We start from the raw sequence: 15,007 nt of genomic DNA, 5'->3' as shown, positions 1-15,007 counted from the left end.
CCCTCGGTCGCCGGCACGGTGGCCCGGTGGGCGCGCCCGACCGCCAGACCCGTTGACCCCGACATCCTGGAGCCTCATCGATGCCCTTCCTGCTGCGCGTGGAGCTGCCCGACGTCCCCGGGTCCCTGGGGCGGGTGGCCACGGCGATCGGTGAGGCCGGCGGCGACATCGAGGCGATCGAGATCGTGGAGAAGACCAGCCACGGCACCGCGGTCGACGACGTCCTGCTCGAGATCGTGCACGGCACGATGCCCGACTCGATCGTCTCGGCGTGCAGCCAGCTCGACGGCGTCCGGGTGATCTGGATCAACCGGTACGCCGCCGGCGGCAACCTTTTCCTCGACCTCGAGGTGGTCGAGGAGATCACCACCCACCCCGAGGAGGCCCACCACCGGCTGCTCGGGCTGATCCCGATGTCGTTCCGCGTCGACTGGGGTGTGCGGCTCCGCAACACCCCCGAGGGCGCCCTCATCGTCGACCGCACCGAGGCAGCACCGGACAGCGTGGACTGGGCCGACATCGAGCACCCGACCCGGCTCGAGACCGCCGACGAGAACCTCGTGCTCTGCGGCGTACCGGTGGGCGACGAGCTCTACGTCGTGGGCCGTCGCGGCGGTCCGGAGTTCCTCGACTCCGAGCTCGCCCGGATCGGCCACCTGGTCAACCTCGCCACCTCCATCACCCAGGCCGCCAAGCTGGCCCGCACCGCGGCGGAGAGCGCCGCCGCCGCCGCGGCCAGCGCCGCGGCCGCCGCCGCCGGCTTCGCACCGGATGACGGCGCCGCGTCGCCCGAGGCCTAGGCGACGCGTCCGGCGCGCTCGTCGGCCAGCGCGCTGAGCTCGGCGTAGCTCTCGCCGAGCGCCTGCCGGAACTCCGCCGGGTCGTCGAGGGCGTCGGCGAAGGCCAGGCAGCCCAGCAGCAGCCGGTCGCCGTAGCTCCAGACCATCACGTTGACCCCCACGCCGTTGCTCGGGGGACCGTCGACGTGCAGGTCCACCACGGTGCGGCCGAGCAGCGACCACGGCTCCGCGGGCCCGCGCACGTTGGAGACCAGGATGGTGGCGTCGACGGACTCCTGCGCCTGCCGGCCGCGCTCCAGCATCCCGCGCGCGGCGGGCTCCACGACCAGCGGCGGCAGGACGTCGAGCCAGTCCGGCACCAGGCCCACGCCGAGCGCCTCCAGGCGCTGCTTGCCCTCCCGGGCACTCGCCCCGATCGCCGCCAGCCGCTCCCAGGGGTCCGCCACGTCGGTGGCCAGGGTGGTGGTGAAGCTCCAGAAGTGGTTGCCCCACTGCCGGGTCAGCGCGTGCGTCTCCTCGGTGCTCACCGGGACGGTGGTGAGCAGCGGCCGCTCGGGCAGCCCGCCGCGGGCGGGCAGGTAGCGGCAGAGCGCCCCGGCCACGACCGCGAGCACCACGTCGTTGAGGGTCCCCCCGGAGACGTCCTTGATCCGCTTCACCCCGTCGAGCGGGATCTCGGCCCGGACGTAGCGGCGGGCCGGGGTGAACGCGTCGTTGAGGGGCGTCCACGGTGCCTGGGCGGCGAAGCCCGGCACCTCCACGGTCGCCGTCCGCCGCCGGGTGCGGACCGCGCGGACGCCCAGGGCGGTGCGCAGCAGCAGTCCGGGGAACCGGAGGAGCGCCCGGGCATGGTCGGCCAGCGCGCCGGCGACCAACCGGACCCGGCCCGGCAGCCGGGCGGGCACGAACCGGGGAAGCTCTGCCGGGGGGTGCTCGGCGTCGCTGAAGAGACGGGAGAAGTTGTAGATCCCGGCCACCCCGTCGGCGAGGCAGTGGTGGTACTTCGCGATGAGCGCCTGCCGGTCCCCCTCGAGACCGTCCACCAGCACCACCTGCCACAGGGGGCGGCGGCGGTCGAGGTGCTCCTCGGCGAGACGGGCGAAGAGCGCCTCCAGGCCGGCGTCGGTGCCCTCCCCGGGGGGCAGGGTCACGTGGCGCAGGTGCTGGTCGAGGACGAAGTCGGGGTCGGGCACGGCGACCGGGTGGTGGAGTCGCAGCGGCACCGGGAGGATGCGCCACCGGAAGGAGGGCAGCTCGTCGAGGCGGGAGGCCAGGTGGCGGCGCACGTCGGCGAGGGTCAGCGCCTCGCCGGCCGCCAGGACCCCCACGGCCATCGAGTTCATCGGCTGCTCGGGCTGCTCCATGTAGAGGAAGCCGGCGTCCTCACCGTTGAGCCGCCGCATCAGGCCACCTCTCCCCGGCCGCCGGCACAGGCCTCGCGGAGCTGGGCCATGGCCTCGTCGATCCGGTGCGCGAGCTCGACGGGACGGTCCACGGCGCTGGGGTTGACCACCAGCGCGAGCGTGATGTGGTCGCCGTAGCCGGTGAGGGTGATGTTGAGACCAGCACCGTCGGCGACCGGGCCGCTCATGAAGAAGTCCGGCACCTCCTGCCCGAGGAAGGTCCACCGGGCCGGCACCCGCATGTTGGAGATCAGCACGTTGCAGTCGGGGGCGACCGCGCCCTCGCGCTGCCGCGCCGACATCCGGCCGGCGAGCCGGGCGGCCAGCGCCGGCGGGACGCGGTCGATCCAGGCCGGGACGGTGTCCTTGCCCTGCAGCTCGAGCTGGAGCTTGGCCTCGGCGGTGCCGGCCGCGACCGCCGCCAGGCGGGCGCGGGGGTCGGCCAGGTCGGTGGGCAGCAGGGTGAAGTAGTTGGAGAAGTGGTTGCCGGTCGTCCGCGGACCGGCGCCTGCCGGGTCGTTGCCGACGGGGACGTTGGCGACCAGCGGAGCCGCCGGCAGCTCCTCCCGGTCCTGCAGGTAGGTGCGGAGCGCCCCGGCCACCACCGCGAGCACCACGTCGCTGAGGGTGCAGCCCGCGACGCTGCGCACCGCGCGCAGGTCGTCCATGGCCAGCCGCGCCCTGGCGAAGTCGCGCGCGTCGTCGGCCGACCGGTTGAGGATCGAGGGCGGGGAGCCGCGCAGCGACCTCGGCACCCGCACCTCGGCCACCTCCTTGCGGCGCTCCACGGCGCGGAACCGGCGCACGGTCCGGACCAGGAGCGCGGGCGCGGCCAGCCACGCCACCAGCTGGCTCCCCAGGGTCAGCAGGAACAGGCGGGCGGCACCCGGGTCGGGGGCGCTGACGGCGGCCGGCTCGGAGCCCGGCGCCGGCGGGCGGCCGTCGGCGCCGTCGTCGAGCAGCCGGGTGATCGTCTCCACCAGCCCGGCCCCGTCGGCGAGGGTGTGGTGGAACTGGAAGACCAGCGCCTGGCGCCCCGCCGCGAGGCCGTCGACCAGGGTGACCCGCCACAGCGGCCGGGACCGGTCGAGCAGGCCCGGGAGCATCTCGGCGAGCAGGCCCCGCAGCTCCTCCTCGCCACCCGGTGCGGGGAGGACGGCGTGCCCCAGGTGCTCGGCGAGGTCGAAGGAGGGGTCGTCGACCCAGATCCCGTGGCCGATACCGAAGGGCACCTCGCGCAGCCTGCGCCCCAGCGCCGGGGTGGAGGGCAGGCGCGCGGCGAGCCGCTCCCGCAGCCCCGCGAGGTCGAGCGGGCCGCGCCCTCCCGGGTCCAGGATCACGACGTCGACGCAGGTCGACGTCTGGCTCTCGCTCTCGATCGCCAGGAAACCGGTGTCGCTGCCGACCAGTCGATGCATGCCGTGACTACTTCCTCCGGAGCGCCTGACCGGTGTGTCAGGCGGGCGGCCGCCCGACGTCCGGGTGGCGCACAGTGACCGCCGAGCATCGCACGTCAGGTGAGCCGCGTCACGGGATCCATTCCGAACGGTGGACCTCTCGAGAAGGCTCCCGCGAGGCGAAATGTGACCTGCGTCACATAGGTTACGCCTGCGTAGGTTTCGACCTACAGTGGCTCCTCACCGAATGTGACTGTCTGGTAACTAGGGAGGTTGCCGGGCTTTCGATCCGCGGAGGGCGGAGGTCACATCAGGCGGAGGGAGTCGTGCGATGAGCGGTGTCGAGCCCGGAACACAGCAGGTGATCGTGGCCGCTGACCCGTGCGCCCAGCCGAACCCGGGCCTGGTCGCTGCCGCGCACCGGGCCGGGGGCACCGGCCTCCTCGACGCGTCGGACGACACGGCCCTCTCCACCGCGGCAGCCGAGCTGCGCCGGCGTCGTACGCCGTCGTGCTGGCTGCGTCCCGGGCCCGCGGTGAGCCCCGAGGCAGCCGCCCCCGAGCTCTTCTCCGTCGTCGTGCTGCCGCTCACCGGGCCGGCGGCCGCCGGCCCCGACGACGCCGCCGCGACGCTCACCCTCGTGTCCGCACTCGCCTCCGCCTGGGCCGCCCCCGGACGGACGCTGGTCGCCCAGGTCACCAGCCGCGAGGAGGCCGAGGTCGCCGTGGCGGCCGGGTTCCACGGGCTGCTGGCCTCCGGCCGCGAGGCCGGCGGTGTGGTGGGCCCGACCGAGGCGTTCATCCTCTTCCAGCAGGTCGTCGGGCTCGGCGTCCCGGTCTGGTTGCGCGGTGGCATCGGACTGCGCACCGCGTCGGCCGTCCTCGCCGGCGGCGGTGCCGGGGTCGTCCTCGACACCCAGCTCGGCCTGCTCCGCGAGTCGTCCCTGGGGGCCGAGGCCCGGCAGGCGCTGGCCGCCATGGACGGCAGCGAGACCCGGGTCGTCGCCGGCGTGCGGTTCTACGCCCGCCCCGACCTGCCGGCCGCCTCCCTGGAGGAGCAGAGCGACCCCGCCGCGGTGCGCGCCATGCTCGGGCCCGACCTCCACCGTCACCTGGTGCCGTTCGGCCAGGACAGCGGGTCGGCCGCCGCACTCGCCGAGCGGTACGTCACGGTGGGCGGAGTCGTCCAGGCGCTGCGAGCCGCCGTCGCGGAGCACCTCGAGGCCGCCGCGACCGCGCCGCCGCTCGCCCCCGGCACGGGGATCGCCGCCGCCCACGGCACCCGCTACCCGATCGCCCAGGGCCCGATGACCCGGGTCAGCGACCGCGCGGCGTTCGCGGCGGCCGTCGCCGAGGGCGGCGGGCTGCCCTTCCTCGCGCTGGCGCTGATGTCCGGCCACGAGGTCCGGGCGCTGCTCAGCGAGACCGCCGAGCTCCTCGGCGACCGCCCCTGGGGTGTCGGGGTGCTCGGGTTCGCCCCGGCCGAGCTGCGCGCCGAGCAGCTGGAGGTCATCCACGAGGTCGCGCCGCCGCTCGCGCTGATCGCCGGCGGCCGGCCCTCCCAGGCGGCTCCGCTGGAGGACGCCGGGATCGCCACCTACCTCCACGTCCCCTCGCCCGGTCTGCTGGACCGCTTCCTCAAGGACGGTGCACGCTCGTTCATCTTCGAGGGCCGCGAGTGCGGCGGCCACGTGGGTCCCCGCTCCAGCCTCGCGCTCTGGGACGCCCAGGTGGAGCGGCTCATGCAGGTCGACGACCCCGCCGAGCTGCGCGTCATGCTCGCCGGGGGCATCCACGACGCCCGGTCGGCCGCGATGGCCGCCGCGGTGCTCGCCCCGCTCGCCGCGCGGGGCGCCCAGGTGGGCGTCCTGATGGGCACCGCCTACCTCTTCACCGAGGAGGCGGTCGCCGCCGGCGCGATCCAGCCGGCCTTCCAGGAGGTCGCCGTCGACTGCTCGACCACCGTGCTCCTCGAGACCGCCCCCGGCCACGCCACCCGCTGCGTGGAGACCGACTTCGTCCGGGCCTTCGCCCGCCGCAAGGCCGACCTCGAGAGCGCCGGCACCGAGGCGAACGCGCGGTGGGCCGAGCTCGAGGAGCTCAACCTCGGCCGGCTGCGGATCGCCTCCAAGGGCCTGGTCCGCACCGAGGCCGGCCTGGAGTCCGTGGACGCCGCCCGGCAGCGCGCCCAGGGCATGTACATGATCGGCGAGGTCGCCACCCTGCGCGACCAGGTCACCACCGTGGCCGCCCTGCACGCCGAGATCAGCCTGGGCAGCGCCGCGCTGGCGACCGAGCCGACCGCGGCCCCGACCTCGGCGTCGCTGGCCGTCTCCGAGCCCGAGCCCGACCCGTTCGACATCGCCGTCATCGGGATGGAGTCGTTCTTCCCCGGCTCGACCAGCGCCGAGGAGTTCTGGGCGACCGTGCTCTCGGGTCGCAGCGAGGTCACCGAGGTGCCGGCCGACCGCTGGGACGCCGACCTCTACCACGACACCGAGGCGTACTCGAAGAAGGCCGGGCGGCACACCCCCTCGAAGTGGGGCGGCTTCCTCGAGGCGATCGGCTTCGACCCGCTCGCCTACGGCATCCCGCCGGCCTCGCTGGCCGCGATCGAGCCGGTGCAGCTGCTGAGCCTCGAGGTCGCCCGCCGGGCGCTGGCCGACGCCGGCTACGCCGCGCGCCACTTCGACCGCGAACGCGCCTCGGTAGTCTTCGGCGCCGAGTCCGGCAACGAGCTGGGCAGCGCGTACGGCGTCCGCTCGTTCCTGCCGCAGCTGCTCGGCGAGCTCCCCGGCGACCTCGACGAGTGGCTCCCCACCCTCACCGAGGACTCCTTCCCCGGCGTGCTGGCCAACGTCATCGCCGGGCGGATCGCCAACCGCCTCGACCTCGGCGGGGTCAACTTCACCGTCGACGCCGCCTGCGGCTCCTCGCTGGCCGCTCTCGACGCCGCCTGCAAGGAGCTGCGCACCGGCCAGTCCGACCTGGTGCTGGCCGGCGGCGCCGACCTGCACAACGGCCTCAACGACTACCTGATGTTCTCCTCGGTGAAGGCGCTCTCCCCCACCGGTCGCTGCCGCACCTTCGACGCCAGCGCCGACGGCATCGCGCTCGGGGAGGGCATCGCCTGCGTGGTGCTCAAGCGCCGGGTCGACGCCGAGCGTGACGGCGACCGGATCTACGCGGTGATCGACGCCGTCGCCGGCTCCAGCGACGGGCGCCACCTGGGGCTGACCGCCCCCCGCAAGGAGGGCCAGCAGCGCGCGGTGGTCCGCGCGCTCAGCCTGGCCGGCCGCAGCGCCGCCGAGATCGGCCTGGTCGAGGCGCACGGCACCGGCACGGTCGTGGGCGACCGCACCGAGATGGCGACCTTGACCGAGCTCTTCGCCGAGGCCGGCGTCGAGCCGGGTGCCGCCGTCCTGGGCTCGGTGAAGTCCCAGATCGGGCACACCAAGTGCGCCGCCGGACTCGCGGGCCTGATCAAGGTCGTCAAGGCGGTGCACCACGGGGTGCTGCCGCCGACGGCCGGGATGGTCGAGCCCAACCCCTACTACGACGCCACGACCAGCCCCTTCCGCTTCCACGAGAAGCCGGCGCCCTGGCCGCAGGAGAGCCGTCGGGGGGCGGTCAGCGCCTTCGGCTTCGGCGGCACCAACTTCCACGCCCTGGTCTCCTCCTACGACGAGGGCGACCGTCCCGGCTTCGGCGCCGACCACTGGCCGCACGAGCTCTTCCTGCTCCGCGCCCCCGACGCCGACGCGGCGGCCACGGCCGTCGCCGAGCTCGCCGAGAAGGTCGCCGCGATCCGCGAGAGCGACCCCTCGGGGCAGCGGCACCGCCTGCGCGACCTCGCCGCCACCGTCTCCCGGAGCGGCCGCGGACCGGTCCAGGTGGCCCTGGTCGCCGACAGCCTGGAGGAGCTGGCCACCCAGCTCGGCCGGGTCGCCGGCGGGACCGACGCCCGGCACGGCGTCTTCGTCGCGACGCCCGAGGAGGGGCTCGACCCGTGCGGCGCCCCGCGGGTCGGCTTCCTCTACCCCGGGCAGGGCAGCCAGCGCCCGGGGATGCTGCAGGACCTCTTCGTCACCTTCGGCGGGCTCGACGACCTGCTGCGGCTCGGGTCCCGGTGGACCGGCACGATGTTCCCGCCGACCGCCTTCACCCGTGACGAGCGGGCCGCCCAGCAGGCCGCGATCACCGCCACCGACGTGGCACAGCCGACCCTGGGCATCGCCTCGCTGGCCATCACCCGGCTGCTGCGGCGCCTCGGCGTCGAGCCGGACGTCGCCGCCGGCCACAGCTACGGCGAGCTCGCGGCGCTGGCCGCCGCCGGCTCCTTCGACGACGCCACCCTGCTCGAGCTGAGCGCCGCCCGCGGCGGGGCGATCCTGGAGTCCGTCGAGCGCACCGGCGGCGACCCGGGCACGATGGCCGCGATCGCGCTCCCGGTCGAGGAGGTCACCGCCCGCCTCCAGGCCTGGCCCACCCTGGTGGTGGCCAACCACAACGGCCCGCGCCAGGTGGTCGTCTCCGGCCCCACCGACGCCGTCCACGAGGCCGTCGCCGCCCTGCACGCCGACGGCGTCAAGGCGACCGTGATCCCGGTCGCCTGCGCCTTCCACTCGCCGCTGGTCGGCGAGGCCGGGCAGCTCCTCGCCGGCAGGCTCGCCGAGCTGCCGGTCCGCGCCCCGCGGTTCCCGGTCTGGTCCAACACCACGGCCGAGCCCTACCCGGGCGACGACCCCGACGCCGTACGCCGGCTGCTGGCCGAGCAGGTGACCGCCGGCGTCCGGTTCGTCGAGCAGGTCGAGTCGATGTACGCCGCCGGCGTGCGGGTCTTCGTGGAGGCCGGCCCCGGGCGGGTGCTGAGCCAGCAGGTCGCCAAGATCCTGGGCGACCGCCCGCACGCCATGGTCGCGACCGACGCCTCCGGGGAGCCGGGGCTGCGCCGCTTCCTCACCGCCGTCGGGCAGCTCGCCACCCTCGGCGTGCCGGTCGACCCCACCGCGCTCTTCGAGGGCCGCGCCGAGGTCCTCGACCTGCACCGGCTGCCGGCCCGCGCCCCCGCCTGGTCGGTGGACGGCGCGTTCGTCCGCGGCGTCGACGGCACGCCCGTCCGGGGCAGCTTCCAGGCCGCGGACACGATGCCGCCGCTCGCCGTCCCCGGCGCCGCCCCCACCGGCACGCCAGCCGGCACCCCCGCTGGGTCCACCGTCGCGGCCGCGCCCACCGCCTACCCGCAGGGAGCACCCGTGAGCTCGGAGCCGATCCTGACCGCCCCAGCCCCCGACGACGCGGTCTCGACCGTCGTCCAGGAGTACCTGCGCGGTCTGCGCGAGATGGTCGCCGCGGAGCGCGACGTGATGCTGCGCTACCTCGGCGCCGAGGCTCCCGCCGGCGGGACGCCCGGGCTCCCGGCGCTCCCGGCGGCCCACCCGGTCGCCATGCCCGCCGCCGTTGCGCCGGCTCCTCAGGCCGCTCCGGCTGCGGCTCCGGCTCCGGCTGAGGGCGCGGTTCCGGCCGCCCCTGCGGCCGTCGCACCCGCGGTGGAGCAGGCGGGGGTGCGCAGCACCGCCGAGCTGCTGACGGCGGTGCAGGGCGTGGTCAGCGACCGCACCGGCTACCCGGTGGAGATGCTCGACCCCGACCTCGACCTCGAGGCCGACCTCAGCATCGACTCCATCAAGCGCATCGAGATCGTCGGCGAGCTCGCCGAGCGCATCGGCCTCGGCGGCCTCCCCACCGGCGACGGCGGTGCCGGCGCCGCCCTCGACGAGTCGGTCGTCGAGGAGCTCGCCAAGCACAAGACGCTCCGCGCCCTCGTCGGCTGGATCGAGTCCCAGCAGGGCAGCGCCCCCGCGGCCACCCCCGCGGCCCCGCCCACGGAAGCACCCGCGGTCGCCGCCGCAGGTGTCCCGACGGACGCCGGCGAGGCCCCCGCCGGGGGCCCCGCCGCCCTGTCGGGCGCCGAGCTGCTGACGGCGGTGCAGGGCGTGGTCAGCGACCGCACCGGCTACCCGGTGGAGATGCTCGACCCCGACCTCGACCTCGAGGCCGACCTCAGCATCGACTCCATCAAGCGCATCGAGATCGTCGGCGAGCTCGCCGAGCGCATCGGCCTCGGCGGCCTCCCCACCGGCGACGGCGGTGCCGGCGCCGCCCTCGACGAGTCGGTCGTCGAGGAGCTCGCCAAGCACAAGACGCTCCGCGCCCTCGTCGGCTGGATCGAGTCCCAGCAGAGCAGCGGCGTCAGCGCAGAGAGCACCGGCGCGACCCCCGCCCCGCCCCCCGCCACGCCCCCCGCCTCCGCCCCGGAGAGCGTCCCGGAGCACGCCGCGGCCGCCCCGGACGAGGACGTCACCGTCGTCCGCGCCGCCACCCACCTCTTCGAGGTGCGCAGCCACCCGTTGGGGCCCACCGTCCCGCTCGGCGACCTGACCGAGTCCCGGGTGGTGGTGCTCGCCGGGCACCCCGGTCTCACCTCCGGTGTGGAGCGGGCGCTGGGCAACGCCGGAGCAGCCGTCACCACCCTCTCCGGCGAGGATCTGGCCGCCGGGTCGGGGCAGACCTCGAGCCGGGGCTCGGACGACCTGCGTGCCGCCGACGTGGTGGTCGACCTGTCCGCGACCGCCGGCGACGCCGCGGTCGATGCCCGTCGCGTCTTCGCCGCCCTGCGCCCGGCGCTGGAGGGCAAGGCCCACCGGCTGCTGACCGTCGGCGTCGCGCTGCACGCCGACGGCACGCCCACGGGGGTGGCCGGCCTGCTGCGCTCGCTGGCCCGCGAGCGCTCCGACGTCCTGGTCCGCGCGGTGGAGGTGGGCGAGGCCGACCTCCGCGACGAGGACCTCGCCCCGCTCTCCGCGACGCTGGTCGACGAGCTGCTCGACCTGGACGCGCCGACCTCGATCTCCTGGGTCGGCGGCCACCGGGCCAGCCGCACCGTCGGCCCGGCCCGCACCCTGGCCGACCAGGACCCGGGCCTGCCGCTCGAGGCGGAGTCGGTCGTGGTGGTCACCGGCGGCGCACGCGGCATCACCGCCAAGGTGGCCGAGGCGATCGCCGGCAGGGCCGGCTGCCGCCTGGTCCTGGTGGGGCGCTCCCCGCTCCCCGACGGTGAGGAGGACCCCCGCACCGCCGCCGCCGGCGACGCCCGGGCCCTGCGCCGGACGCTGCTGGAGATCGGCGAGCTGCGCACCCCCGCCGAGATCGAGGCCACCTGCTCGCGGATCCTGGCCGGACGTGAGATGCGCGCCAACCTGGAGCGGCTCCGGGCGCTCGGCTCCGAGGTGGAGTACGTCGCCCTCGACGTCCGCTCGCCGCGGTTCGGCCTGCTCCTCGACGACCTCCACAAGCGGTTCGGGAGGCTGGACGGCGTCGTCCACGGCGCCGGCGTGCTGGAGGACCGGCTGGCCCGCGACAAGAGCGACGAGAGCTTCGACCGGGTCTACGGCACGAAGGTCGACGGCGCCCTCACGATCCTCTCCCGCCTCCACCTCGGCCTGCGCTTCGTCGTCCTCTTCGGCAGCGTCAGCGGGGTCTTCGGCAACAAGGGTCAGGTCGACTACGCCGCCGCCAACGACGCGCTGGACACGCTGGCCCGGGCCCACGACGGACGTCAGGGATGCCGGGTGCTCAGCCTCGACTGGGGCCCGTGGGCCGGGGGCGGGATGGTCTCCCCGGAGCTCGAGCGGGAGTACGCGCGGCGCGGCATCGGGATGCTCGACCCGGACGACGGCGTCCGCGCGCTGCTGCAGCAGGTCGCGGCGCAGGAGGGCCCGTGCCAGCTCGTGGTGATGTGCGGCGACCCCGAGGCCTTCGCGCCGCCGTTGGACCGCTCCGGCCTCGGACAGCGCCTGCACGGCTCCCCCCTGCAGGACTCACGGATGCCGGGCTCGCCGGGCCGTGACTGACCGGACGGGCCGGGCTGGTCGGCATCGTGCCCCCGCACGTGAGGAGCTGCTGCTCCTCGCGGGGGACGACGCTGCCGACCTGGCCTCCCAGCTCGAGGCGTGGCAGGCGGCCCCACCCGAGGAGCGCGCCGAGCGCCCCGCCCCCGACGGTGGTCCGGCCCGGCTGGCCGTCGTCGCGCCCGACAACCGTCGACTCACCCTCGCCGCCAAGGTGCTGGCCCGCGGGACGGCGTTCCGCGGTCGCAACGACGTCTGGTTCGACCCCGAGGGCCTGATCTCCTCGGGTGGGAAGGTGGCGTTCCTCTTCCCCGGCGTGGAGCCGGAGTTCGCCCCGCTGGTCGCCGACGTGGCCGACCACTTCGGCCTCCCCTGGGCCGGGATCCCCGACAGCACCGAGCTGCAGGACCAGGGTCGCGGGATCCTCGCCGTCGGCCGGCTGCTGGCGGGCGCGCTGCGGCGGATGGGGGTGGCTCCCGACCTCATCGCCGGCCACAGCCTCGGGGAGTGGACCGGTCAGGTGGTCTCGGGGATGGTGCCGGACGCCTCCCTCGACGCGCTCCTGGGGGGCCTGCGCCCGGGCGACCTCCAGTTCTCCGACGTCGTCTTCCTCGCCCTGGGATGCGGGGTGGAGGTGACCGAGGAGCTGGTGGCGGGCGTCGCCGACGCCCACGTCTCCCACGACAACTGCCCGCACCAGTCGATCGTCTGCGCCCCTGCCGAGGCGGCCGCGGTGGTCCGGGAGCGCGCGGTGGCGCGGAAGGTGCTGGCCCAGGAGCTGCCGTTCCGCTCCGGCTTCCACTCCCCGCTCTTCGCCCCGCTCGTCGACGCGATGTGGTCGCAGTTCAGCGACCTGCCGCTGCTGCCCCCGCGCGTCCCGCTCTGGTCGGCGACCAGCTGCGCGCCGTACCCCGACGACGCCGAGGGGATCACCGCGCTCTCGCTGCGCCACCTCGTCGAGCCGGTCCGCTTCCGCGGCCTCACCGAGCGCCTCCACGCCGAGGGGGTCCGGGCCTTCGTCCAGGTCGGCACCGGCAGCCTCCTGGGGTTCGTCGACGACACCTTGCGCCACGAGGACGTGCTGACCGTCGCGGCGGCCAGTGCCAGGACCAGCGGGCTGGACCAGCTCCGCCGGGTCGCCGCCGCCCTCTGGAGCACCGGCGCCGCGGTCGATCTCACCGCGCTGGGGCACCCCGGTCCGGCGGCGCCCGCGCCCGCACCCGTCTCGGTTCCCGCCACGCCGCCCACCACGCCGCCCGCCCCGCTGGCCGCGGAGCCCGTCGGGGTCACCGCCGCCCCCGCCGAGCCCGCCGCGGTCGGCGCGGTCGGCGCGGTCGGCGTCCCGGCTGCCCTCCTCGCGGAGTACGAGGCGTTCCTCGCCGAGAGCGCGGACGCCGCCCGGGCGGTGCTGCACGCGGCCGCCACCGCGCCGGCCCGGCGGGTGCGTCGCCACGCTGCCCCCGCCACAAGCCGCCCGGCCGCCCTCGGGACCCCTCCCCCACGCACGCACCCGGACCGCCCGGGAGCCGACCTGTCCGTGCCCGCGGCGGTGCCCGCCGCACCGGTGGCGCCCGCCACGGCGGCAGGGAGCACCGCGGCAGCGCCACCCGGCGTACCGGCCACCACCCGGCACCGCACGCTGCGCCTCTCGGTCACCGAGCAGCCGTGGTGGCTCGACCACGCCTTCTTCGAGCAGCCCCACGACTGGCCCGACTCCGAGGACACCTTCCCGCTGGTGCCGATGACCGGGATCGTGCAGATGCTGGTGGAGGAGGCCGAGGCCCTCGTCCCGGGCGCGGTGACGGTCCGGGTCGAGTCGGTCCGCGCCTTCAAGTGGCTGGCGGTCGACCCGCCGGTCGAGGTGACCGTCCGCGCCGCGATCGACGCCACCGCCACCGCCCAGGCTCCCGAGGGAACGACGGTCGTCCGGACCAGCGTCGACGGGCACGCCCGCGCGGTGGTCCACCTGGCCGCCCGCCACCCGGCGCCGCCGCGCCCGTGGAACAGGTTCATCCGCGGCCGCCTCGAGATGCCCTGCCCGGTCTCCGAGATCTACTCGCGACGTCACCTCTTCCACGGGCCGGCCTACCAGGGGATCCGTTCGATCGAGGTCTTCGGCGGCGACGGCGTGCGCGGGACCCTGGAGACCCAGACCGCGACCGGCGCCCTGCTCGACAACGCCGGCCAGCTCTTCGGCTACTGGTTCGCCTGCGCGGTCGACAAGGACCGGATGGTGCTGCCGACCACCATGGACTCGATCAGCTACTTCGGCCCGCCCCCGGAGCCCGGCACCCTGGTCGACTGCGTGGCGCACTGCACCGAGCTCACCGACGACTCGGTCCGCGCCGACCTCGAGCTCCTCGTCGACGGCGTCCTGTGGTGCCGGATCGAGGGCTGGGAGGACCGTCGGTTCCAGTCCGACGACCGGCTCTTCTCGGTGCTCAAGACGCCACGCCCCCACCTGCTGGCCCAGCCGCAGCCGGGCGGCTGGATGCTGGTCCGTGAGGGGTGGCCCGACTCCCCGTCGCGCGACCTGGTGATGCGCCGCTTCCTCGGCGTCGCCGAGCGCGCCGAGTACCACTCGCGCAACCCCCGCGCCCAGCGGACCTGGCTGCTGGGGCGGATCGCGGCCAAGGACGCGGTACGCCGGGAGGTGCTCGAGCGGGGACTCCCGCCGCTCTTCCCCGTCGAGGTCCAGGTCCGCAACGAGGAGTCCGGCCGGCCGGTGGTGACCACCCCGACCGAGCTCGACCTGGGGGTCTCGATCGCGCACTCGGGTTCCGTGGGGGTCGCCCTGACCTCGCTGGGCGAGCCGGTCGGCATCGACATCGAGCTGGTCGCCGAGCGCTCCGCGATCTTCGAGGCCGCCTCCCTCTCCGCGGAGGAGCACGAGCTCTTCGAGCGCGTCTCCGGGGGCGACCGGGACCGCGAGCTCACCCGCTGGTGGGCCGCCAAGGAGGCCGCGGCCAAGGCCCGGGGCACCGGGCTGCAGGGCCGGCCCAAGGACTTCGAGGTCGTCGAGGTCGACTTCCACCACCTGCGCGTCGGGGACCAGTGGGTCGCCACCCGCTCCCTGACCCACCCCGATCCCGAACACCACCCAGCGGCCGCCACCGCGGCGGCCGCCGCACGTGAGGAGTACATCGTTGCCTGGACAGTCCCCGCCCCCGACCATGACTGAGCCGACCGGGGCCGTCGCCCCGCCGGCGGCCGGCGTCCCCACCCGTGAGCAGGTGCTCGCCGACCTCGAACGGATCCTGACCGACGTGGTGGGCGACGAGCTGCTGCTCGACGAGCCGCTCACCGACGAGACGTCGTTCGACGCAGACCTGCAGCTGGAGAGCATCGAGTTCGTCGCGCTCGCCGACCAGCTGCTGGCCACCTACGGCGACCGGGTCGACTTCGTCGGCTGGATGGCCGGCATGCAGCTCGACGAGGTCATCGGGCTCACGGTCGGCCAGGTCGTCGACTTCGTGGTCACCTCCGTGAAGGGCTGAC

6 protein-coding genes are annotated in these 15,007 nt (G+C 75.5%); 4 read left to right on the top strand and 2 right to left on the bottom strand.

Going from position 1 to position 15,007, the window contains the following annotated elements:
* Positions 1-80 precede the first annotated feature (80 nt).
* Positions 81-800, top strand: a complete 720-nt coding sequence (locus tag AC3X7R_RS10990; RefSeq protein WP_489965688.1) for an ACT domain-containing protein — start codon at positions 81-83, stop codon at positions 798-800.
* Here the strand turns inward: AC3X7R_RS10990 and AC3X7R_RS10985 are convergent.
* Positions 797-2,203 carry a wax ester/triacylglycerol synthase family O-acyltransferase gene (locus tag AC3X7R_RS10985; protein WP_489965687.1) on the bottom strand — a complete coding sequence of 469 codons (1,407 nt, stop codon included), beginning with the start codon at positions 2,201-2,203 and terminating at the stop codon, positions 797-799. The genes AC3X7R_RS10990 and AC3X7R_RS10985 overlap by 4 nt on opposite strands.
* Entirely contained in the window at positions 2,203-3,621 is a 1,419-nt protein-coding gene (locus tag AC3X7R_RS10980; protein WP_489965686.1) for a wax ester/triacylglycerol synthase family O-acyltransferase, read from the bottom strand. Before AC3X7R_RS10980 ends, AC3X7R_RS10985 begins: the two co-directional genes overlap by 1 nt.
* A 310-nt stretch (positions 3,622-3,931) precedes the next feature.
* Between AC3X7R_RS10980 and AC3X7R_RS10975 the strand changes: the two genes are divergently transcribed.
* Genes AC3X7R_RS10975 through AC3X7R_RS10965 form a run of 3 tightly spaced genes read left to right on the top strand, consistent with a single transcriptional unit; the run spans position 3,932 to position 15,006 of the window.
* Positions 3,932-11,512 (top strand): SDR family NAD(P)-dependent oxidoreductase, encoded by a 7,581-nt coding sequence (locus AC3X7R_RS10975; protein WP_489965684.1) that lies wholly within the window; start codon positions 3,932-3,934, stop codon positions 11,510-11,512.
* Positions 11,505-14,690, top strand: a complete 3,186-nt coding sequence (locus AC3X7R_RS10970; RefSeq protein ID WP_489965682.1) for a type I polyketide synthase — start codon at positions 11,505-11,507, stop codon at positions 14,688-14,690. The genes AC3X7R_RS10975 and AC3X7R_RS10970 overlap by 8 nt, the downstream gene beginning before the upstream one ends.
* Complete coding sequence (locus tag AC3X7R_RS10965; RefSeq protein ID WP_489965681.1) at positions 14,683-15,006, top strand: hypothetical protein; 324 nt, start codon at positions 14,683-14,685, stop codon at positions 15,004-15,006. Before AC3X7R_RS10970 ends, AC3X7R_RS10965 begins: the two co-directional genes overlap by 8 nt.
* The last annotated feature ends 1 nt before the right edge of the window (position 15,007 follow it).

It is taken from the genome of Nocardioides sp. Z22_16 (assembly GCF_058134365.1).
The sequence above is the reverse complement of the archived record's forward strand: the minus strand, read 5'-3'. Positions and strand labels throughout refer to the sequence as shown.